Source organism: Pseudomonas sp. FSO-7 (genome assembly GCF_059579345.1).
Map to the genome: position 1 here is coordinate 2,644,568 of NZ_CM184193.1, position 22,356 is coordinate 2,666,923.

The 22,356-nt window shown below is 61.2% G+C and carries 12 protein-coding genes; 8 read left to right on the top strand and 4 right to left on the bottom strand.

The window, feature by feature from the left end:
* Positions 1–44: 44 nt before the first annotated feature.
* Both AC515T_RS11685 and AC515T_RS11690 read right to left on the bottom strand, forming a co-directional pair.
* Positions 45–9,248: a cadherin-like domain-containing protein gene (locus tag AC515T_RS11685; RefSeq protein WP_496532587.1), complete on the bottom strand. Its 9,204-nt coding sequence runs from the start codon at positions 9,246–9,248 to the stop codon at positions 45–47.
* Between the two features lie 880 nt (positions 9,249–10,128).
* Positions 10,129–11,178, bottom strand: coding sequence for a LacI family DNA-binding transcriptional regulator (locus tag AC515T_RS11690; protein WP_496532588.1), 1,050 nt, complete (start codon positions 11,176–11,178; stop codon positions 10,129–10,131).
* Positions 11,179–11,340: 162 nt separating this feature from the next.
* Here AC515T_RS11690 and AC515T_RS11695 point away from each other — a divergent pair, with 162 nt between their 5' ends.
* From AC515T_RS11695 to AC515T_RS11710, 4 genes are read left to right on the top strand one after another with little or no spacing between them, the layout of a single operon-like run.
* The gene (locus AC515T_RS11695; protein WP_496532589.1) at positions 11,341–12,429 is read left to right on the top strand and encodes a fatty acid desaturase family protein; all 1,089 of its coding nucleotides are present in this window, start codon (positions 11,341–11,343) and stop codon (positions 12,427–12,429) included.
* A gap of 36 nt (positions 12,430–12,465) precedes the next feature.
* Positions 12,466–12,786 (top strand): MocE family 2Fe-2S type ferredoxin, encoded by a 321-nt coding sequence (locus AC515T_RS11700; RefSeq protein WP_076384093.1) that lies wholly within the window; start codon positions 12,466–12,468, stop codon positions 12,784–12,786.
* A gap of 9 nt (positions 12,787–12,795) precedes the next feature.
* A complete protein-coding gene (locus AC515T_RS11705) occupies positions 12,796–14,046 on the top strand; it encodes an NAD(P)/FAD-dependent oxidoreductase (protein WP_496532590.1) in 1,251 nt (416 codons plus the stop codon).
* Entirely contained in the window at positions 14,039–14,905 is an 867-nt protein-coding gene (locus AC515T_RS11710) for a sugar phosphate isomerase/epimerase family protein (protein ID WP_496532591.1), read from the top strand. Before AC515T_RS11705 ends, AC515T_RS11710 begins: the two co-directional genes overlap by 8 nt.
* On the opposite strand, the gene AC515T_RS11715 is transcribed toward AC515T_RS11710, so the two are convergent.
* Positions 14,888–16,579: a thiamine pyrophosphate-binding protein gene (locus tag AC515T_RS11715; RefSeq protein ID WP_496532592.1), complete on the bottom strand. Its 1,692-nt coding sequence runs from the start codon at positions 16,577–16,579 to the stop codon at positions 14,888–14,890. The genes AC515T_RS11710 and AC515T_RS11715 overlap by 18 nt on opposite strands.
* A 29-nt stretch (positions 16,580–16,608) precedes the next feature.
* Positions 16,609–17,361, bottom strand: a complete 753-nt coding sequence (locus AC515T_RS11720) for a molybdopterin cofactor-binding domain-containing protein (RefSeq protein WP_496532593.1) — start codon at positions 17,359–17,361, stop codon at positions 16,609–16,611.
* 427 nt (positions 17,362–17,788) lie between these two features.
* Between AC515T_RS11720 and AC515T_RS11725 the strand changes: the two genes are divergently transcribed.
* The 4 genes from AC515T_RS11725 to AC515T_RS11740 are packed head-to-tail and all read left to right on the top strand — an operon-like array spanning position 17,789 to position 22,101.
* Positions 17,789–18,646 carry a sugar phosphate isomerase/epimerase family protein gene (locus AC515T_RS11725; RefSeq protein ID WP_496532594.1) on the top strand — a complete coding sequence of 286 codons (858 nt, stop codon included), beginning with the start codon at positions 17,789–17,791 and terminating at the stop codon, positions 18,644–18,646.
* Positions 18,639–19,688 (top strand): isopenicillin N synthase family dioxygenase, encoded by a 1,050-nt coding sequence (locus tag AC515T_RS11730; RefSeq protein WP_496532595.1) that lies wholly within the window; start codon positions 18,639–18,641, stop codon positions 19,686–19,688. The genes AC515T_RS11725 and AC515T_RS11730 overlap by 8 nt, the downstream gene beginning before the upstream one ends.
* Positions 19,689–19,712: 24 nt before the next feature.
* Positions 19,713–20,510, top strand: a complete 798-nt coding sequence (locus tag AC515T_RS11735; RefSeq protein WP_496532596.1) for a transporter substrate-binding domain-containing protein — start codon at positions 19,713–19,715, stop codon at positions 20,508–20,510.
* Positions 20,511–20,559: 49 nt separating this feature from the next.
* A complete protein-coding gene (locus AC515T_RS11740) occupies positions 20,560–22,101 on the top strand; it encodes an amino acid ABC transporter permease/ATP-binding protein (RefSeq protein ID WP_496532597.1) in 1,542 nt (513 codons plus the stop codon).
* Positions 22,102–22,356: the final 255 nt, after the last annotated feature.

The following is a 22,356-nucleotide window of genomic DNA, read 5'->3' on the forward strand; positions in this document are numbered from 1 at the left end:
AAGCACATGTGATTACCGTTTTTATGAGAGTTGAGGACAGTGAGTCAGACTTTGCGCTGTGGCGTTGATAATCCGAGGTCTTGAACAGGCAAGTGAGGTTGGCGCTGCTTGGCGGCCTTGCTGACCTGATCGCTGAAAGAAGCGGCGGCTTTGGGTTGGCCGGACGCTTGATCGGGCTTGATGTCTTTTGCCGGGGCCTCGTCGGTACGGGGCAGCAGGGCATCGAAATCGCCGAATAAGCTATTGCCACCGGTGAAGTACAGGCTGTCCTTGAACTTGAGTGACCCTTCCTGGTAATCGATGGTTTTTTGCGAATCCTGTACCGCAAATGTTACGTGCAGATCTGGAACAAAACCGAGGCCGATACCAATCGATTCAGAGCGAATTTCGCCATTGCGGGTCTCGCTGTAGCCGGAGCGCAGTGGGTCGAGTCGATCGCTCGCCTGGATTTGTGAGTCCGTTACGGGGAGCGTGACGAACAAGCCTGGCACCATGGAACGCCGCACACTCAACGAATCAAGTTGCCAATCCGGGTATTCATGACGCAGGACGTCGCCTGTGGGCAAGTTTCGATCCGGCGCGCCTACGGACGTCGGCGGCAGCGGCAATATCGACGAATCCATGCGCAGCCTCAATTGCGCGGTGGAGAAGCCGCCATGGTCGTCGGTGATCCGATAATTGATCGTCGGTACCGCTCCGAGATAGTTATCGTTCGGCGCAAACGCGAAGCTGCCATCGAGGTTCACCGTAAGAGTGCCGACACCTGGGATCACCACGCTGTTGCCCGCTGCATGAGTGCCGGGCACACCCTCGATGTTGAAATCGACCACATGAATCGCATCGTTCTCCGGGTCACTGTCGTTGCCGAGCAGGTTGCCGCTGATGGAGTCTCCTTGCGGTGCACTGTGCACGCCGTCATTCACGGCCACGGGGGGCTCGTTGACATGGATGCGCACCTGCGCGGTGTCGCTACCACCGAGCCCATCGCTGATCACGTAGGTGATGGTGACATCGCCGGTGACACCGGAGGCCGGTGTGAAATTCAAGGTGCCGTCAGGATTGATCGAGACGCTGCCGTCCGGGCTCTGGGCGTGAGTCACGGTCAGTGGGTGGCCGCTCGGATCGGTGTCGTTGCCTAACACGTCAATGGACGGAATCGGCGTGTCGCGGTCTGTCAGCAACACCCCATCATCGTTGGCGATTGGCCTGGAATTGACCCGAATCGTCAGATTGGCACTGTCGGTACCGCCCGCGCCATCGGTGATGCTGTAGGTCACCACCGGTACATCGCCGTGGTAGGTCGGGATCGGCGTGAACAGGTAGCTGCCATCGGCGTTCAGGGTCAGGGTGCCGACGCCGGTGATGGTCGCGGTATCGCCCGGATTGAAGCTGCCGACCACACCCGCGACGGTGAACCCGGTGACGCTCAGAGAGTTGCCCTCCGGATCGGTGTCGTTGGGCAGCACGTTGCCGCTGGCTGGGTTGCCTTGCTGGACGGTTTGCAAACCGTCGTCCACCGCCATCGGTGGCGCGTTGACCCGAATGGTCAGGTCGGCACTGTCGGTACCGCCCGCGCCATCGGTGATGCTGTAGGTCACCACCGGCACGTCGCCGTGGTAGGTCGGGATCGGCGTGAACAGGTAGCTGCCATCGGCGTTCAGGGTCAGGGTGCCGACGCCGGTGATGGTTGCGGTGTCGCCCGGATTGAAGCTGCCGACCACACCCGCGACGGTGAACCCGGTGACGCTCAGAGGGTTGCCGTCCGGATCGGTGTCGTTGGGCAGCACAGTGCCGCTGGCCGGGTTGCCTTGCTGGACGGTGTGCAGGCCATCGTCCACCGCCACGGGTGGCGCGTTGACCCGAAGGGTCAGGTCGGCACTGTCGCTCCCGCCCGCGCCATCGGTGATGCTGTAGGTCACCACCGGTACATCGCCGTGGTAGGTCGGGATTGGCGTGAACAGGTAGCTGCCATCGGCATTCAAGGTCAGGGTGCCGACGCCGGTGATGGTCGCGGTATCGCCCGGATTGAAGTTGCCGACCACGCCCGCGACGGTAAACCCGTTGACGCTCAGCGGGTTGCCCTCCGGATCGGTGTCGTTGGGCAGCACGTTGCCGCTGGCTGGGTTGCCTTGCTGGACGGTTTGCAAACCGTCGTCCACCGCCACCGGGGGCGCGTTGACTCGAATGGTCAGGTCGGCACTGTCGGTACCGCCCGCGCCATCGGTGATGCTGTAGGTCACCACCGGCACGTCGCCGTGGTAGGTCGGGATCGGCGTGAACAGGTAGCTGCCATCGGCGTTCAGGGTCAGGGTGCCGACGCCGGTGATGGTTGCGGTGTCGCCCGGATTGAAGCTGCCGACCACACCCGCGACGGTGAACCCGGTGACGCTCAGAGGGTTGCCGTCCGGATCGGTGTCGTTGGGCAGCACAGTGCCGCTGGCCGGGTTGCCTTGCTGGACGGTGTGCAGGCCATCGTCCACCGCCACGGGTGGCGCGTTGACCCGAAGGGTCAGGTCGGCACTGTCGCTCCCGCCCGCGCCATCGGTGATGCTGTAGGTCACCACCGGTACATCGCCGTGGTAGGTCGGGATTGGCGTGAACAGGTAGCTGCCATCGGCATTCAAGGTCAGGGTGCCGACGCCGGTAATGGTCGCGGTATCGCCCGGATTGAAGCTGCCGACCACGCCCGCGACGGTGAACCCGTTGACGCTCAGCGGGTTGCCCTCAGGGTCGGTGTCGTTGGGCAACACATTGCCGCTGGCCGGGTTGCCTTGCTGGACGGTGTGCAGGCCATCGTCCACCGCCACCGGGGGCGCGTTGACTCGAATGGTCAGGTCGGCACTGTCGGTACCGCCCGTGCCATCGGTGATGCTGTAGGTCACCACCGGCACGTCGCCGTGGTAGGTCGGGATCGGCGTGAACAGGTAGCTGCCATCGGCGTTCAGGGTCAGGGTGCCGACGCCGGTGATGGTCGCGGTATCGCCCGGATTGAAGCTGCCGACCACACCCGCGACAGTGAACCCGGCGACGCTCAGAGGGTTGCCCTCCGGATCGGTGTCGTTGGGCAGCACGTTGCCGCTGGCTGGGTTGCCTTGCTGGACGGTTTGCAAACCGTCGTCCACCGCCACCGGTGGCACGTTGACTCGGAGGGTCAGGTCGGCACTGTCGCTACCGCCCGCGCCATCGGTGATGCTGTAGGTCACCACCGGCACGTCGCCGTGGTAGGTCGGGATCGGGGTGAACAGGTAGCTGCCATCGGCGTTGAGGGTCAGGGTGCCGACGCCGGTGATGGTTGCGGTATCGCCCGGATTGAAGCTGCCGACCACACCCGCGACGCTGAACCCGGTGACGCTCAGAGGGTTGCCGTCCGGATCGGTGTCATTGGGCAGCACAGTGCCGCTGGCCGGGTTGCCTTGCTGGACGGTGTGCAGGCCATCGTCCACCGCCAGCGGTGGTGCGTTGACTCGAATGGTCAGGTCGGCACTGTCGGTACCGCCCGCGCCATCGGTGATGCTGTAGGTCACCACCGGCACGTCGCCGTGGTAGGTCGGGACCGGCGTGAACAGGTAGCTGCCATCGGCGTTGAGGGTCAGGGTGCCGACGCCGGTGATGGTTGCGGTATCGCCCGGATTGAAGCTGCCGACCACACCCGCGACGCTGAACCCGGCGACGCTCAGAGGGTTGCCCTCAGGGTCGGTGTCGTTGGGCAGCACGTTGCCGCTGGCCGGGTTGCCTTGCTGGACGGTGTGCAGGCCGTCGTTTACGGCAACCGGTGCGGTATTGAGATGAATGGTGATTGAGTGGGTCGCAATCTTCTGCCCTTCGGCGCCCTGGTCCTGGCCGCTGCCGGCAGTGCCGCTGTCGGTGGTATTCGGATTCTGGTCATTGAGCACGAAGTCAAGGTTCACGTCCGCGCTGGTCGACGTCGAGGCATTGAGATTGCTGTAGGTGACGGCGCCCATGACCTTGCCGATCACTGAGCTGTCGGCATTGGCGTTGAAGGTTACTTGCAGGGTGCCCGAGGCATTGTTGACAGTGCCGACCACCACGCCGTCGACGAGCAGATTACCGCCGCTGACCTGGACACCGATCGTAGCGTCGCCCGTGTCGCTGTCGAAAAAGCCAAAGACATCGTCGGCATTGCCGCCGCCCTGACGGTTGATGGTCAGGGTCGCGCCTTGCCATTTGTCAGCGCTCAAGTCCAGCTCCAGATCACTGACGGTCACATTGCCATCGGCATCCAGGCGAACAGGGTCTCCACCCTTGGTCGCGGTTTTCGAGCTGTCGAGGCCGGAGGCGAGGGGGGCATCGTTGACAGGCCTGACCGTCACATTGATCGTGCGCGTGGTGATCAGCTCGGCGCTGGTGCCGTCGGCGTAGTCAAAGTCCCCCGGGTTTTGGCTCGCGTCGTCAGTGTCGCCGTTCAAGCTTGCGGGACGCTGGCCGGTGCTGCCGCCATCGTTGACCGAGACCGTCACCGTGAAGCTGCCCGTGTAATCGCTACCCGCCGGAGCGCCCGCGGCCGTCGGGTAGGTAATGGTCAAGGCTTGCAGGCGAGCATTGACTTGAGCCTCGGTGGCCCCGGTGATAGTGATCGTGTCGCTGCCAAGGCCACTGATCGAGCCTCCGCTGCCGCCCACGCCGGAGATCACGCCTTGGCTGACATGAATGGTCGCCGAAAAGGTATTGGCACCGTTGTCGTCCGAATCATCGATGCTGAAACCGCCGACGCTGCCGCTCAGGTTCAGGGTGGTCGAGCCTTCCTTGACGATGACATCGCTGGCGGTAATCTGGGTCGGGTCGTTGATACCGGAGACGAACAGGGTCCGGGTGTTGCTGCCCATATTGAGTGTCAACGAGCCAGGCAAGGCTGCATAGGGATCGATAACGGTCGTGGGCGCAGCGACGACCGAGGCACCGGACGGATTCAAACCACCGTTGGCCAGACCGTCGGCATCCAGGACGCCGGTGGACACATCGCGAACGCGGTCGTCGGCAATCACCTGCACCTGGTAGCTGGTATCGGTGTTGGCAAGGGCGCCGCTGAGCGTCACCTGCAACCCTGCGAGATAGGCGTTTACATTCGCCAGGCTGCCGCGGATGACCAGTGCGCTGCCGCTGCCGGAGTGGGTGTCATCGATTTCAAAGCTCGTAGGGTCTTGCGCGGGTGAGCTGCTCGACCCCAAGAGAATGTCGGCGTAGGCCGCCTGGCTCAGCGGCACGCCGTTGGCATCGGTCAGGCGCACGGTGACTTGAATGAAGTCCTGTTCTGGCGAAGCACTCTCGCCTGGCGGCGCGGTAATCCCTGCGCCATCGTTGTAATCTCGATCAACGACCGAAAACCCGGGCACGGCCACCGCCACACCGCCTTGGCCTACCGCCAGGCTGCCGCTGCCCGTCGTTACGGTGGGGGCGTCGTTGGTGGCCTGCAGGGTTATGGCCAATTCGCTGGTCTGGGCGGGCGACGCAACGCTGCCACTTCCAATGTCACCGCCGATGGCGGCGGCGCCTTCGTCCAATCGCACACTGAGGGTCACGTCACCGGCGGCTACACCGTTGTAGTCGTGGTTGGCGTTGGCTGCGCTGGTATAGAGCAAGCCAGTGCTGGCGTCGTTCAACAGCGACTGGATATCGTCCGCCCGCCCGATCAGGGTCACGCTGTTGCTATTGTCCCCACTGATGCTGACCGTACGGCCTGACGCCAGGGTGATGGTGGTCTGGGTGCCTGCGCCGGCGATACCCAGCACGCCTTCACCCGATGGGACGCTGACCGTCACCGTGACGGGGACGTTGAGCGCCGTGGACTCGGTATCGACCACCGAGATGCCGGTGATGGCCGTCGGGCGGTCTTCGTTGATCTGCTGGGAAGCCGGGATGCTGACGCTGGGCACGTCATTTATCGTCGAGACGCGTACCAGCACGCTGGCCTGGGCCAGGTTGAGATCGGTGCTGGAGACGCTGTCGGCGTAACCGTCGAATTCCACGGTGGATACCGGTTGCCCGGCGCCGCCAGGCGTGGCCGCCTGGTTTTCGCTGCCGCCATTGGCCCCCGCCGTCAGGTTGCCGCCCGCATCTCGCAGCCGGTCGTCGACGACCACCTGAATGCGGTACTGATGGTCCTCGTTGCTGGGGTCGTTGACGCTGGCGGTGAGGGTAGCCAACGCCGCGTTCACCTCGGCGCGGGTACCGCGCAACACCAGGTAATCACCGTTACCGTCTTTGTCGCCATCTCGGGTGGCACCGCCGCCCAGGTCGACGGAGAGGGTGACGCCGGCATATTGGCCCGCGGTAAAAGCGCTGCCGTTAGTCTGAGTCAGGCGCACGATGACCTGCACCGCATCTTGCGTGCCGACGCCGCTCAAGTCATCCAGGTCGCCCACCGAGAATCCGCCCACGGGATTGTTACCGGCGGTGGTGCTGTCGATATTGACCGGGCTGGATGGAGCGGTCACCGTTGGCTTGTCGTTGGTCGGCAGAATCTCGATGTTGTAGGTCGATGCCGTGGCGGCGATGCCTTGGGCAAATGAGCCGTTATCGTTGGCGCTGTAATCGCCATCACTGACGATGTAGGAAAACGAGTCGTTACTGGTTTCGCTGCCGTCATGCTGATAAGTGACGCGATTGGCATCCAGGTCGGCTTGGGTGAATACCGAGCCGAGCCCCAGAACGCCGCCATTGAGCATCAAGCGGCCGTGGGTCGGAATGGCGGTGAGCCGGTATTGACGCTGCACGCTGGAGTTGTCGTCATCGCCGTACGCCAGGTGCGCGCCGGCCACCGTGCCATTCACCGTGCCGGAGCCATCGGCATTGGCATAACTCGAAGCGCCGCCAATGATTGCCGATTGACCTTCGTTGATAGCGCCTGCCTCACCTGCGACCAGTTGGGATTTAGAGCTGAACACGGGGGCATCGTTGACCGGTGAAACAGTGATCGGCACCACCAGCGCCGAACCCGTACTCGATTGATTGGTACCCGTTGCGACGGCCACGCCCTGGTCGTCTATCGGCACCACGGTGAAGCTATCGGTGAAATTTTCACTGCCGTCATGGACGTACTTCAGATCGCCCGCGGCCAGTTGCGCCGCGGTGACGGTCTGGTTCAATGTCACGGTCACGCCGCCAAGCGTCAGGTGGCCGAATTGCGGTAGCGCGCTGATTCGCAGGACCACATCATTGGTCGTGGCGTATTGGGTACCGCCGCTGGCGTCGGCCTGCCTGTCGCTGTCGACGACCACAATATTGCTGCCGGTAATGGTGACGGTGCCGCCCTCGTTAGTGAACACCCGATCATCGTTGGTTGCGGTCGGTGTGTCGTTCTTCGGCACGATACTCAGGCTGAAATTCTCGGTGGCGGTGGTCAGCGTCCCATCGGAAACCGAGAATTGGAAGCTGTCGACGAAATGTTCATCGCCGCTGTGCTGGAACGTAACGAGTCCGTTGTTCACGTCGGCTTGAGTGAAGGTGCCAAATGCACCAATCGCGACCCCGTTGAGCAGCAGGGTGCCACTGCCCGGCGTCACCAGTACCCGGTAGGTCAACCCGTTGGCGGGGGTGAAGTCGTCGGTGGTACTGAGGTCCGCGGCGGTCAGCGTGTAGCTGCCGGCTTCATCGATCGTCGCGGTTTTGTCGCCGCCGCTGACCGGCGCCAGGTTGGGCGAAGGATCCGCAGGAAGCGCGCCCGGCCCCGTCGATGGCTGGGCTGGCACGTTGATGTTGAACGTATTGACCGTCAGCGAACTGTTGGCTGCGTCGGTGTCGTAGATACCGCCATCGCGTGAGCTTGGATACAGGCGCACACCACCGTCCTTGACGGTGAAACTGATGCTGTCGGTTCGCGCCGCGCCGGTGTAGTCCCTGACGTGGTAGACCACGTTGCCTGCGTTGATGTCGGCCTGGGTAAAACTCGACCCCACCACCAGCAACCCGCCGTTGAGGGTGAAATAGCCGACATTTCTGTCCGGCACGGCGGTGAGCGTGTACCTCAGGCTGGAATTGAAAGAATCATTGTCGGTGATCTGCAACATGCCGCTGGTAATGACACGGGTCGTTTCCCCGGGATCCAGGTTCTGGTCGATGCTGTGATCCAGCACCGGATCGTCGTTGTTCGGCAGAATGGTGAGATTGACAGTCAACGTGGACGTTATAGGCGCATGCGTGCCGCCGCCGTCATCGGTGACATTCAGCAGGAAGCTGTCGGTGGTGCCGGCCCCGCTGGCCTCGCTGCCGTCGTGACTGTAGGTCAGCTTGCTCAGGTCCTGGATGACGAACGTGCTGTCGGTGATCACCACACCGTCATAGCGCAAGGTGCCGCGGGTCGGCAGGGAATTGAGTGAATACGTGAAATCGACGCCTGGGGCCTGGTCGGGATCGCTGATCTGAATGGTTCCACGCGGCGTGCCGATCGGGCTGATCAGGTTGCCATTGTCGGTCAGGCTGATGCTTTGCTCGCCCTCGATAACCGTGATAGTGCCGCTCGATGTCGGCGTCTGGTTCACCGGGTTGATGTGGACCTGCACGGTCTGGTCGTGAATGACACCACCGGCGCCATCGTCGATGGTAATCGTGAAATTGTCTGTAAGGCCGGCGGGGTCGATGACCTGGTTGCCGTTGTGGCGATAACTGAGATTGGCGATCTGGTCGATGGAAAAGCTTGATCCAACCCCAAGCTCCTTGCCGTTGAGCAACAAGGTACCCTCGCTGGCCAGGGCGGTGAGCTTGACGATGACCTGTTGCTGTACGTTATCGACATCGGTCATCCCCAGGTTGCCTTGGGTGAAGCCCTTGCCGTCGGCGGAGTTGACTGGCGCCGAGAAATTCGCCGACCCCCCTTCGTCCACTTGCAGCGCCGGGCCACTGCCGGAAATCGCCGGGGCATCGTTGACGGGGGTCAGGTTGACATCGATGGTCTTGCTGGTGGTATTGCTGCCGTCGTTGCTGGTCAAGGTGAACGAGGCGGCGCCATTGAAGTCGCTGTCGCCCCTGAAAGACATGCCGTTCAGGGCCGCATTGATGTCTGCCAGGGAGCCGCTGAAACTGATATTGGCGCCGCCATTGCCGCTCAAACCGGTGAGGCCACTGGTACTGGCCAGGTTCAGCGTGCCGTGGCTGGCATTCAAGGTGACGTGCTGGGTGGCGCTATCGGTATCGCTGACACTGATGCCGCTTATCGCTACCGAGGCATCTTCGGCCCCGCTACGCGACACGACGGCAGTATCGGCGATGACCGCCGCCGCGCCGTCGAAAAGCATCCGTTGTTCAAGGGCAAAAATCCTGTTGCGTGACACTGGAGATACATCACTTCGTGGTTTGATCTCTTTCACCGTTTCGCCCCTGGATGTTTTATTTGTTGGGATGCTTATCTATTGCTGCCAGCCCGCTCGTGAGACATGCCTGCGCAACCGCAGAACGCCTGGGCGTATCTGCCGTCATCTCCATTCCTTGGGCTGGCGCTGCAAAAGAGCCAGGGCGTCTCCATATCGGCCGCCCGTGGGAGGAACTTTAGGGGGGGGGAGTTTTTTTTTAGGCAGTCGACTTTCATTCCCGTACGGGGCGAGTAAGGCATCATCTATCGAATGGTTGGCCAAGCGCAAAAACTCAAGGATAGAGCGTGGAGGTGGTCAGGACCGGTGAGTTGAGTGACTCTCGCGTGGTGGCGCGGCGAGGGGCGCTTTCCGTTTCTTTCTGGTGGGTGCTCCGGCCTATTCCAGGCCCAGGGTGCGCCCGTGAACGCCAGCGAAATGAGCAGCCAGAATTGCCTGTTATACCGGGTGCCATCCACCGGCAAACTTGAACTGGCAACTTCCGGATAAAGCCACAACGGGTGCAAGACCTGCGGGCAGTGCTGGTCTGCAACAACATCGACTTGCTTTTCAACGCCGCCAAGGAGGACGAGGCATCACATATGAGCGGGGAAGGGTGTGTGGTGATGACCAGCGAGCCGGGTGGCAACTTCTCCTTGGCCCTTGAAGCCCTTCAAAAACAAGTCCAGAATTAAGTCTTTTCCTGCTCCGGCAAGAAAAGAAACCCCTTAGATTTCAATGAGTCGGACACCAGATGCGAGTCTCGTTTCCCGCTCCAGGATTCAAAAAGCGACTCATCGAGGGGCGAACAGGTTGTGCCGCCAGCCCCTCAGCTTTGGGAATTCTCCGATGTCACAATCTGCAGCGGAATATGCACCCGGTGACGCACAGGATCGAACTGCTCCGCAGTCTGCAATTCCACCAGTAGATTCACTAGCGCCGTTGCAGTCTGGCGTGGCTGAGAGTCGATCACCACGTCGACCAAACCCTGGGCCAGGGCTTGGCGTGACAGTTCGGTGGACTCCTGCAAAATGCAGCACAGCGTCGGGCGCTTGGGCAGTTGCGCCAACGCGTTGATAATCCCGTCGCCACCGCCACCTACCACGCATAGCCCGCGCAAATCGTCATGCCTAACCAGCAGGTCGAGGGTTGCTTCTTCGGTGATGTCGCAGTTGTCCAGATTGATCAGCGGCTCCAGCGGGCGCAGCCCAGGTGCGTGTTCGGCCAAGTAGCTGTGCAAACCTTCGACCCGCTCCTGGTGGCCAAGAAAGCGATGGCCACCGAGCAGAACGCCGATGCTGCCTTTGCGCGCGCCACAGGTGCGGGCCAATAGCCAGCCCATCGTGCGCCCGACTACCTGATTGTCCTGGCCGACATAGGGCTCGGCCGCCGCCTCATGAATGCCCGACAGCAATGCCACCACGGGCACGCCGGCTTCGCGAATCTGGGCAAGGGCGGCGTTGATCTGCGGGTGGGCGAAGCTGACCACCGCCAGGCCGTCGCATTGCACCGCCAACTGTTCGATCTGGGCAATGATGGCGCTGGGGGTGCGATCAAAAACGTATTCGAATTGGCAGGTCAGGTTGGCCCCGGCCTGGCGCTGCGCGGCCTCGGTGATGGCTTGGGCCAGGTTGGCGTAGAACGCCTGGGCGGTGCCCAGCAGCAGGATGCCGAAGCGGTACGTGGGGCGACGTTCGAGAATGCGTTGGCCGATCAGCCGCGCGGCAAAATAACCCACGGCTTCGGCGGCCTGAAGCACCTGTTCGGCAGTGGCTGGATTAACCGGAGCACGAGCGTTGAGCACACGGTCGACGGTGGCGACACTTAAGCCTGCGTGTTGGGCGACCGTGGCGATGGTGGGGCGTTTATTGTTATTCATGATGAGCCTTCAACGCGTCTTGATAGAAAACTATCAAGCCCTGTAGGAGCTGGATGATAGCTTGATAGGGAATGTATTCAAGACCTTGAGGGTAGCTTCCACGCTCTCTATATTTTTTTACGCAAAGCACCTGACCTCTCACGCTTGCGGAGAACAATAACAATGCCTCAAGACAACACAGCCTCTCCCCGGGACTATCGCCTGACCGGCCCTGAAGCCGCCCGCGCGGCCGAAAAAGGTCTTGTATCGGCCAGTTGGTACCAGTCGCCCATTTCCCGTCAACGCATGAAGCAACTGATGCAGCGCCGCGACGGCCCGGCCTTGCTCGACACCGCCATCTGGCTGCTGACCCTGGTGGTCACCGGCTTCGGCGGCTACTGGTTCTGGGGCACTTGGGCTTGTGTGCCGTTTTTCCTGGCGTATGGGGTTTTGTACGCCACCGCCTCCAACCCGCGCTGGCATGAAGCCGGTCACGGCACCGCCTTCAAGACCCGCTGGATGAATGACGCGCTCTACCAGGTGGCGAGCTTCATGTGCATGTTCGAGCCCCATGTGTGGCGCTGGAGCCATGCCCGGCACCATACCGACACCATCGTCGTTGGCCGCGATCCGGAAATCGTCGAACCGCGTCCACCGAGCTTGTTCATGATGCTGCTGAGCCTGTTCCAGATCCCGTTGCTGCTGAAGACGATGGGAGGCGTGTGCCGGCACGCGGTTGGCAAAATGGATGCCCAGGAACAGACCTTCATCCCTGAGTCCGAATGGTCCAAAGTGTTCCTGGCGGCCCGTATCTGGCTCGTGATTTACGCCGTTGTCTTTGGCGCGGCGCTTTACCTGCACAGCTGGTTGCCGCTGATGTATATCGGCCTGCCCATCCTGTATGGCGGCTGGTTGTCCTACCTGTTTGGCCTCACCCAACATGTGGGCCTGGCGGAAGACGTGCTCGACCACCGCAGCAACTGCCGCACCATCTATATGAACCGAGTGCTGCGCTTTCTGTACATGAACATGAATTATCACCTTGAGCACCACATGTACCCGATGGTGCCGTACCACGCCCTGGCGCAACTCCATGAAGAGATCCGCCACGACTGCCCGCCGCCTTACGCCAACATAGGCGAGGCCTTCAAGGAAATCATTCCGACCCTCTTGAAGCAGCGCAAGGACCCGACGTATTTCGTGCGACGCCCCGTCGGTAGCTCAAGGCCTGCCACCGACGCTCATCCACAGGCTGAAGCCACGCTGGGCTGACACCTTCCGGCTGTATCCCGAACAAGAGAAAACGCCATGAACGATCAATGGATCGATGTCTGCGCCGTGGGCGAAATCAATGAAGAAGACGTCATTCGCTTCGACCACGGTCCGCATACCTACGCCATCTACCGCTCTGCTGACAACGAGTTTTTCGCCACTGCCGGCCTGTGTACTCACGAGTCGATCCACCTGGCTGACGGCCTGGTGATGGACCACGTCATCGAGTGCCCCAAGCACAACGGGCGCTTTGACTATCGCAACGGCAAAGCCCTGGGGGCGCCAGTGTGCGTCAATCTCAAGACCTATCCGGTACGGGTCGACGGGGGGCGGGTTCTGCTCGCCATTTCGGCTTGACCGCCAGGAGTGCACGCCATGAATGCTCCACTGATTATCGTCGGCGCCGGCCATGCCGGTGGCCGCGCGGCGCTGACCTTGCGCGAGCAGGGTTATACCGGGCGGCTGATCCTGATCGGCGATGAACGCCATCGGCCGTACGAGCGTCCTCCGCTGTCCAAGGGCTTGCTGCAGGGCACGATGGACCTGGACGATTGCAGCCTGTGGGGGGAGAGCCGGCTCACTGAACTGAACATCGAACACCTGGCGGGCAACCCGGTAAAAAGTCTGGATCCGCAGCACCACTGCCTGCAATTGAGCGACGGACGTTGGCTGTCCTACAGCCGATTACTGCTGGCGACCGGAGGCAGAGCGCGTCGCTTGCCCCAAGTGCCTGAATCTCTGGCCAACGTGCTTTACCTGCGCACCCATGACGAAGCCCTGGCCCTGCGCAGCGCATTGAGGCCCGGCACGCGCCTGGTGATTGTCGGCGGCGGCTTTATCGGCCTCGAAGTGGCGGCAACGGCCCGAACCCTGGGCTGTCAGGTGACGTTGCTGGAAGCCGGGCCACGACTGGCCGGGCGAGTCTTGCCTGAAGCCGTATCCCAGGCCTTGTTGGCGTTGCATCGGCAACAGGGCGTGGACGTGCGGCTGAACGTAGCGCTTGAAATTGTACAAGGCATCGAACGCGCTGAGGCGGTGCAACTGGTGGACGGCCAAGTGCTGCCCTGTGACTGGGTGGTGGTCGGTATCGGCATGCAACCCAACATCGAATTGGCCGCGGCGGCGGGGCTTGAGGTGGGCCAGGGAATTCGAGTCGATGCCCAGTTGCGCACCAGCGCGCCAGACATCTTTGCCGCTGGCGATGTGTGTGAGTTTCGCCTGCACGCCGACGCGTTATTCCAGCGCCAGGAAACCTGGCGCAATGCCGAGACCCAGGGCCGTCACGCGGCATTGAATCTGTTGGGCGGCGAGTTGCCGTTCGAGGGGGTTCCCGGCTTCTGGTCTGATCAGTACGACTGGGGCTTGCAGACGGTGGGCGTGATCTCACCGACGCCACCTTCGGCCGTTCGCACCCTGGCAGACGGTGGTCTGCTGCTGTTCTACCTGGACACCGAGCAACGTTTGCAAGGCGCTTGCGGTTGGGGGCAGGGCAACAGCGTTGCCAAGGACATCAAGTTGTGTGAACGGCTGATTGCCAACTTGACCCCACTCTCTGTGGACGCATTGGCCGACGCCGATGTGTCGCTCAAACATCTGCTAAGGCCCAGACATGCGTGAATTCCTGGTATTTCAGTCCCTGTGGGCCATGCAAGATCACCGTGGTCAATGCGATCTTTCCCTTGAGGCGCAGGTGGAGAAGATTGCCGCTGCTGGCTTCGATGGGATCACCGACCACTTCTGGATTGCGCCACAGGCCGAACGTCTGCATGCCGCTGCCAAGGCGCAAGGCCTGCAAATCGAGGGTCAACTGTTTCCCCGCACCGTGAGTGACTTGGCGCAAGCGCTTGAGGTTGCCTCCCGCTACGGCTGCCACCACCTCACGCTGCAAGCCGACGTCCGGCCGCGCACGCTGGCACAGGCGATCACCCTGATCGAAGGCTGGCAGCGTCTGGCCGAGCAGGTGGACTTTCCGATCCTGCTGGAAACCCACCGCTATCGTCTCACCAGTGACCTGTTGTTCACTCTCGACTTGCTCGCGCAGATGCCCGACCTCAAGTTGTTGGCTGACTTGTCCCATTACGTCGTGGGCCGCGAACTGCCTGAGTCGGCCACTGCCGAAGACGACGAACAGATTCACACCATCTTGCGACACAGTTGGGGTTTTCACGGGCGGGTCGCTAATAGTGAGCAGGTCCAGGTGCCCTTGACCTTCGCCCAGCATCGCCCTTGGTTGGACCGGTTTCTGGGCTGGTGGCGTTACGGAATCAAGGATTGGCTGGCGCGACCGAACACACCCGCGAGCCTGTCCTTCACCTGCGAGCTTGGCCCGCCACCCTATGCGATCACGGGGAGTGATGGGCGCGATATAACGGATCGCTGGGGCGAAGCGCTGATGCTGAAGGAACTGATGCGTGGTGTTTGGGGTGAGTGTCAGCAGGGACAAGGTGCGCCCATTCCTTCAGGGCATGATCGGTAGTTCAATGAGATTCGGGCAGCCTGAGCGAATACCTTCTTCGACAGCTCCTGCAATATCGCCGGCGCGCTCGATCCTGCGGGAAGGGATCCCCATGGAAGAGGCGAGGGCCAGGAAATCGATCGCCGGGTCGCAGAGGTCCATGCCGATGAACCGGTGAGTGCTTGCACTCAGATAGTGCGCCTGGCTACGAGCGTAATTCTTCAAAATGTTGTATTCGCCGTTGTTCATGACAACGAACGTGATCGGCAGCCGTTCATGCGCCGCCGTCCAGAGTGCTTGCGGTGAGTACATTGCCGAGCCATCACCGACCAGACAGACTACCGGGCTGCGGTCCAGGCCAAGCGACGTACCGACAGCCGCCGGCATGCCCCAGCCCAGGATGGCGCTGCGGGTAAAAAGATACTGGCGGGCCGAATGGGAGTCCAGGCAGGCACGGACATGAGGAATCGTGGCGGGTGCTTCGTCGACGATCCAGACGTCCGGCCCGATTGCCCGGATAGCCTCGTGGGCAGCCACGAAAGGCGTTGTCACCGGCGTGTTGAATTCGCGACTGACGCGAGCGACGACGTCGGCACGACGTGTATCGCGTTCTTGGCCTGCGACGTTTCGCAGCGTTGCGATTGCCTCGCTGTGAGGGACCAATTGCTTGTCCAGTATCGGCAACAGCGTTTGCAAGGAGAGTCTTAAATCCCCGATCAGCCCTAGCGCTGTCTCGTGGACTCTGCCTAATTGGTGTCCATCGCCGGTCAATTGGATAAGGCGACAGTGAGATGGAACAGCGGGGCCCTGGGAATATTGATAGCTGATCAACGAATGGCCGCCGAGCAGGAAGACTGCGTCGAAGTCAGAGAACGTCTCCCTGATATCGGAAGCCTTCGCAGGCAGCGTTCCCCGCCACTGCGGATGAGCCGTCGGAAACGGAATATGCCCGGGCCAGGATGGCCCGTACAACGGCGCGCCGAGTGCTTCGGCGAGCTTCACGGCTTCAACTTCCGCGCTCGACTGGAACACTTCCTCTCCAACGATAATCGCCAGACAACCGGGGGTAATTGCCGCTAAGGCAGCGGCCAATTCCTCAATCGCCCCGGTCACGGCACCGCGCTCGATTCGCGATGGCGGGCCGGCCGTTACATCCGTGTGTTGCTCCATCACGTTTATCGGCAGGGAAAGGAAAACCGGGCCGGCCGGCCCCGTGCGACAGTCCTGAAACGCACGACGCAGCAGCATCGGGATGTGTTCGGGATGATGAATTTCTTCCGCCCATTTGACGCTCGGTCGGGCGAGAGCGACGAGGTCTCCGTGGAGCAGCGGGTCGGTCACGCCATGTCGCGTGTCTTGTTGGCCCGCCGTGACGACAAGCGGCGTATTCGCCATCTTCGCGTTGAGAATTGCGCCCATTGCATTGCCGAGTCCACCGGCCGTGTGGAGGTTGACGAAGCCGGGGCGACCGGATGCCTGCGCATAACCGTCGGCCATCGCTACGACTGAGGCCTCTTGGAGGCCGAGGATGTATTGGGTGTCTGAGGCGCCTGAGAGGGCGTCGAGCAAAGGCAGTTCGGTTGTTCCCGGATTGCCGAAGACGTAACGTACACCCTCGCTGCGAAGCACTTCTACGAACAGGTCCGCGCCGCGTTGCCCGCGGCTGTTGAAATAAACATTGGATCCTGAAGGCATGGCGCAGAACCTCATCTGATCTGGAAGCTTTAATTTAGCTGGTTTGCTGTGGCGATGGTTAGCTGGCTCCGGACCGAACCGTTACCCGTGGCCTTCAAAATCGCATTGCACAAGGCCCGGGCGACAGGTGCGTAACTGGTCTGGCTGGGCTGGCCGGCTTCGAGAGCCCCGGTGGGATTGATCAGGTGCACCGCGATCTGTCCTGGCAGCCATGAGACGAGTGGCCAACGGGTGCGATAGGCAGGTTTAGGCCGGGTATCTCCGATGGTTGGATCAAAATCGCAGGATGTCACAAACGCTATCCCCATCATGAAAGCGCCTTCGAGCTGCGAGCGCACGCGCCCAGGATTCTTCAAGAAACCCAAGTCCGCGACAACGACCGCGTCATGAATGATCAAGCGGCCTTCGTCGCTCACTTCGATATCGAGAACGACCGCCATGCAGGTCTGCGCGTCATAGTGGGCAGCGATGCCTTGCGCCCGACCCTGTCTTGGGGGCTTGCCCCAATGAGCTTTCTTTGCCGCTTCGGTGATGACGCTCCGCATTCGATGGCCGTCGACGCTTGATGAGTGCCGAGTGCCATCGTTCACCGTCGATGCCGGATCAATCAGCGAAAGCAGATAGTCCCTGTGATCCAGCTTGCAGGTTCGCACCTGCGCAGCCATGAATCGCTGTTCGGCGAACAGGCGGAGCAACAGGCCTTTTCTGTCCAGATTGCTGTCGAGCGTCGATTGCCAAGTAAATGGATCAAGAGCACTGACGTGCGCATCAGGATGGCTCATTGCGTTTCTCCTTCCGGCTGATGGCAAGAGGTCCAGCTAAAGCGATGTGTCCTTGGTGCCTGTAACGCTGGCACCGTAGGGCAGTCATTGGGGGTACTTTAGGGGCAAGGATCTGACGTCAGAGTGACCGGAGGCTGACAGGAACATGTCAGGCGTTGAGCTGGTCGGCTTTGGTCCGGGCGTCGTTAGGAAACGCACGATAGACGTGCACCGGCGTCCCAGGTTCACGCACCAGGTCGATGTTAGTTCATGGATTTCTGAACTAACTATTTGCTACAGCCTATTCAATCATTTGTCACGATGGCCTTAGGATCCTCCACATGGGACCGCAGCCATCAGAGCAGCAGCCCGCAGCAGCCCCTTTTCGACTGCCCAGCAACGCCACCAGCCCAATCCGCTCGTGGCCCGACGCAGTCGAGAGGAATGCATGAAGCTAGAGATTTTCCGTACCTTATGGGGCTATACCGCCAGCCATTCATCCGCTCTGGATGAACTGCTCGGCGCCGGGTTTGATGGGATCGAAGCACGCCTGCCACTGCAGGCCAGCGAGCGTGGCGAGTTTGGCGCTTTCCTGCGCAGCAATCACGTCCCCTACATCTGCACCCTGTTCAGTGCTTACGATGTCTTGCCTGATCAGCGCGCCACACCTGCCCAGCACTTGGTCGACATCGATCGCAAGCTCGGCTGGGCCACGGAGCTGACACCCCGTTTCGTCAATCTGCTTGCAGGCAATGACCGCTGGCCTCTGGCGCAGCAGGTCGAGTTCTTCGGTCAGGCCCTGGAGCTAGCCGCCAGGCATGGGGTGTTCTGCAGTTTCGAGACTCACCGCGCCCGTTCCCTGTACAGCCCTTGGGTGACTCTGGAACTGATTCGCCAACTGCCGGAACTGCGTTTCACCAGTGACATCAGCCATTGGGTGGTGTGCTGTGAGCGGTTATTGGACGACCCGGCCGACGATCTGTCGTCCTTCGTCGAGCGCGTTCATCACATTCAAGCTCGGGTCGGTTATGACCAGGGCCCGCAAGTTCCCCATCCCGCCGCCCCGGAATATGCCCGTGAACTGATGTTTCACCAGCGCCACTGGGAGGCGATCTGGGCTTCTCAATTTCAGCGCGGCTATGCAGTCAGCACCCTGACCCCAGAGTTCGGGGCCGACGGGTATCTGCATCACTTGCCCTTCACCAACATGCCGGTGGCCGATCTCTGGACCTTGAACCAGTGGGTGGCGCGAACCGAGCGCGAACACTTCAACCGTTTTACCTGTGAAGGAGCCCACCATGAATAAGACTTCGCTGACCCAGGCCAATTTCAATAGCATTCCGGTGGTGAACATCGCCGGCCTCTTCAGTATCGAACTGGAGCATCGCCTCGCCGTGGCCGAGCAACTGGGTCGTGCCGCCAGCGATGTGGGGTTTCTGTACATTACCGGGCACGGCATTGATCCGGCACTGATCGAGGGCCTGCGCCAGGCGAGCAAGGATTATTTCGCGCAGCCCCTGGAGACCAAGATGCGCCATTACATCGGCGCCTCCGAAAGCCACAAGGGCTTCGTGCCCGAAGGTGAGGAGGTGTACTCCAAGGGCAAGCCGGACCACAAAGAGGCCTTCGACATCGGTTTCGAAGTGCCGGTGGACGATCCGCTATTCCTGAGTCGAACGCCGCTGCTGGGCCCGAACCACTGGCCCGACGTGCCGGGTTTTCAGGCTGCCGTACAAAATTACTATCAGGCCGTGTTTGCTCTGGGCCGCCGATTGTTCGATGGCTTCGCCCTGGCCCTGGGCCTGGAAGAGGGCTACTTCGACGCACTGGTCACCCGTCCGCCTTCCAAGCTGCGGCTGATCCATTACCCCTTCGACGCCACTGCCGTGGATGCTCCAGGCATCGGCGCGCATACCGACTACGAGTGCTTCACCATCCTGCACGCCGATCAGCCGGGGTTGGAGGTGTTGAACGACCAGGATCAGTGGATCGATGCACCGCCTATGCCCGATGCGTTTGTCGTGAACATCGGCGACATGCTGGAAGTCATGACCGCTGGGACCTTTGTGGCCACCGCACACCGAGTGCGCAAGGTGGCTCAGGAGCGCTATAGCTTCCCGCTGTTTTACGCCTGCGACTACCACACGCTGATCAAGCCGTTGCCGGCGTTCATCAAAGACGCTCAGGTCTACGAGGCGCTGACGATTGGTGAACACATGTGGAGTCAAGCCCTGCAGACCTATCAGTACCTGCGCAAACGCGTCGAGAACGGCGAGCTTGAACTGCCATCCCGAGCCCGCAAGCCATCGAGCTTCGGTCGCCTGAAAAACACTGCCACTCATTCCTAAAAAAAACCAACGGAGCATCCCACCATGAAAACCCCCTACGCCTTGACCCGACTGAGTCTGCTCGCCGCGGCTCTGTTCTGTGCCAATGCCGCCTTCGCCAGCACCGCGACCCCGGGTGTATTGAAGGTCGGAATGGAAATCACCTACCCACCGTTCGAGTCCTATGACGCCAACAAGAACGTGGTCGGCTCCGACCCGGAGTTGGCCCATTCCCTGGCCAAGGCAATGGGCGTCAAGGCCAACTTCGTCGACACCAAGTTTCCCAATCTGCTCAACGGCCTCAACGCCGGGCATTACGACGCAATCATCTCCGGCATGTACATCACCCCGGAGCGCCAGGCCCAGGCCCGGACCATTGCTTATGCCAACACCGGCGCGGCGATCATGGTGCCCAAGGGCAGTGAGCTGAACCCGCAGGTTCCCGAAGACCTGTGTGGCCTGAAAATCGGGCTGGAGCAGGGCACCACCTGGGTCGGCAAGTTTCGTCAGTTGTCCAGCGACTACTGCGTCCCCAACAACAAGGGCGCCATCACCGTCAGTGAGTTTCCCTCGGCACCCGAGGTGACGCAGGCGCTGCTGTCAAAGAACATCCAGGCTCAAGTAGAAATTGCCGGCGCCGCGCACATGATCGCTCAGCGTACCAACGGCCGTGTGATCGTCAGCTCGCAGAAGTTGGTGTACCCGCAAACGTTGGGCATCTACGTCAAGAAAGACGCCGACGCGACCTATCAGGCGCTGGTCAAGGCGTTGGCTGAGAGCAAGGCCAACGGCGAGTACGCCGCCATTCTCAAGGCGTATGACCTGGAACCGGTCTCTGAGTAATGCCTGAAACCGCGCCCTCGATCGGGGGCGCGGCTTGCGCGAGGTGTCTATGCAATTCGATTGGGATTACTTTTTTTCGCTGTTCACCCTGGCTGACTTCTGGGCGGCGAGCCTGACCGTCATCGAACTGAGCACCCTGGCCTGGTTTCTGGGCATGCTGCTGGGTTTTGTCCTGGCCTCGGCCAAACTGTCGAGCGTGCGCTGGCTGCGCATCCCCGCATCACTCTACATCTGGTTCTTTCGCAGCATTCCGCTGCTGGTGCTGGTGGTCTTCGTCTACAACCTGCCGCAGTTGCTGCCCGGCGCCGGGCCGGTGCTGTCGATGCCATTTTATTCCGGTCTGTTGGCGCTGGTGGTCACTGAGGCCGCCTACATGGCAGAAATTCATCGTGGTGGGCTGATTTCGATCGCCAAGGGCCAGAAGGAAGCGGGCCGTGCCCTGGGACTCGGGCTGCTTGGCGTGCAACGGCTGATCGTCATTCCTCAAGCGTTTCGTATCTCACTGCCGACGTTGATTAACGAATACATCACGGTGGTGAAACTGACCTCGTTGATCTCGGTGATTTCACTGACCGAACTGCTGACTGTCGGCCAGCGCCTGTATGCCCAGAACTTCCTGGTCATGGAGACTCTGGCGGCTGTGGGCCTGTACTACGTGCTGATCGTTACAGTGTTTGGCTTCGCCTTGCAGCGTCTGGAACGTTACCTGGACCTGAACCTGCGTACACCGCAAACCCTGGAGAGCGCCTCGACACAAGTGCTGCGTGACAGTCTGGCACCCAGGGTATCGAGCAAGGTCAGCCTCCCAGCCAAAGGGGCGGCCCCGGCCCTGCACCTGCGGGACGTGCACAAACGCTACGGCGATCATCATGTGCTCAAAGGCATCGACCTGAAGGTGCAAAGCGGCCAGGTGATTTCCATCATCGGCCCGTCCGGCTCCGGCAAGACCTCGTTGATCCGCACCATCAATGGCCTGGAACGCATCGATCAGGGTGAAATCCTGTTGTTCGGAGAGGGCTTCATTAATGCCGAGGACAAACCGGATGGGCGTCGGGTTCGTCAGGGTGTGCAGCGCATCGGCATGGTGTTCCAGAACTTCAACCTGTTTCCGCACCGGACACTGTTGGACAACATCAGCCTCGCCCCTCGTTATCATGGCGGCAGCCGCGCACTGAGTGAGCAGCGGGCCTGCCAGCTGCTCGACAAGGTCGGCCTGCTGGCCCACGTTCACAAATATCCGCATCAACTGTCTGGTGGCCAGCAACAACGTGTGGCGATCGCCCGGGCCATGGCCATGGACCCGGACATCCTGCTGTTTGACGAACCGACCTCGGCGCTGGACCCGGAACTGGTCGGCGAGGTGCTTACGGTGATCGCCGACCTGGCTCGCGAAGGCATGACCCTGCTGATTGTCACTCACGAAATGGAGTTTGCCCTGTCGATCTCTGACCGGGTGATTTTCATGGAAAACGGCAACGTGCAGCTGGATGCCTCGCCACAGGCGATCCGCGAAGGGCATGGCGCTCAACGGGTGCGACGATTTATCGGGTTGGAAGAATCAGAGGAGGAGCGTTGCCTGTTGATGAGCTGAATCGAGCGCGTTTGGTCGCACGATCCGCTTTATCGCTGACATCAGTTCAGCTAACCGGTAAGCCGCCTCCAATACCGAAACGAGGTTTGCACAACCTCGATTCCAGGCTGACCTTTTATCGAGTAGCCGAGCGAGATGCGCCCACGTACTGCGTTTATGAGCCTTGCGTGGCCATCATTACAAGACAGCGATGAAGGGCTGACGCCTGGGGAGTAAGTTCTGACTAAAATACTCGGGGGGCTGTGAAGGCGAACC

What these genes read in the sequence shown, in the direction of transcription:
- AC515T_RS11690 (WP_496532588.1), bottom strand. Translation starts at nt 11,178, where the DNA reads ATGAATAACAATAAACGCCCCACCATCGCCACGGTCGCCCAACACGCA.
- AC515T_RS11725 (WP_496532594.1), top strand. Translation starts at nt 17,789, where the DNA reads ATGAAGCTAGAGATTTTCCGTACCTTATGGGGCTATACCGCCAGCCAT.
- AC515T_RS11685 (WP_496532587.1), bottom strand. Translation starts at nt 9,248, where the DNA reads ATGCTTTTCGACGGCGCGGCGGCGGTCATCGCCGATACTGCCGTCGTG.
- AC515T_RS11740 (WP_496532597.1), top strand. Translation starts at nt 20,560, where the DNA reads ATGCAATTCGATTGGGATTACTTTTTTTCGCTGTTCACCCTGGCTGAC.
- AC515T_RS11720 (WP_496532593.1), bottom strand. Translation starts at nt 17,361, where the DNA reads ATGAGCCATCCTGATGCGCACGTCAGTGCTCTTGATCCATTTACTTGG.
- AC515T_RS11695 (WP_496532589.1), top strand. Translation starts at nt 11,341, where the DNA reads ATGCCTCAAGACAACACAGCCTCTCCCCGGGACTATCGCCTGACCGGC.
- AC515T_RS11730 (WP_496532595.1), top strand. Translation starts at nt 18,639, where the DNA reads ATGAATAAGACTTCGCTGACCCAGGCCAATTTCAATAGCATTCCGGTG.
- AC515T_RS11710 (WP_496532591.1), top strand. Translation starts at nt 14,039, where the DNA reads ATGCGTGAATTCCTGGTATTTCAGTCCCTGTGGGCCATGCAAGATCAC.
- AC515T_RS11700 (WP_076384093.1), top strand. Translation starts at nt 12,466, where the DNA reads ATGAACGATCAATGGATCGATGTCTGCGCCGTGGGCGAAATCAATGAA.
- AC515T_RS11735 (WP_496532596.1), top strand. Translation starts at nt 19,713, where the DNA reads ATGAAAACCCCCTACGCCTTGACCCGACTGAGTCTGCTCGCCGCGGCT.
- AC515T_RS11715 (WP_496532592.1), bottom strand. Translation starts at nt 16,579, where the DNA reads ATGCCTTCAGGATCCAATGTTTATTTCAACAGCCGCGGGCAACGCGGC.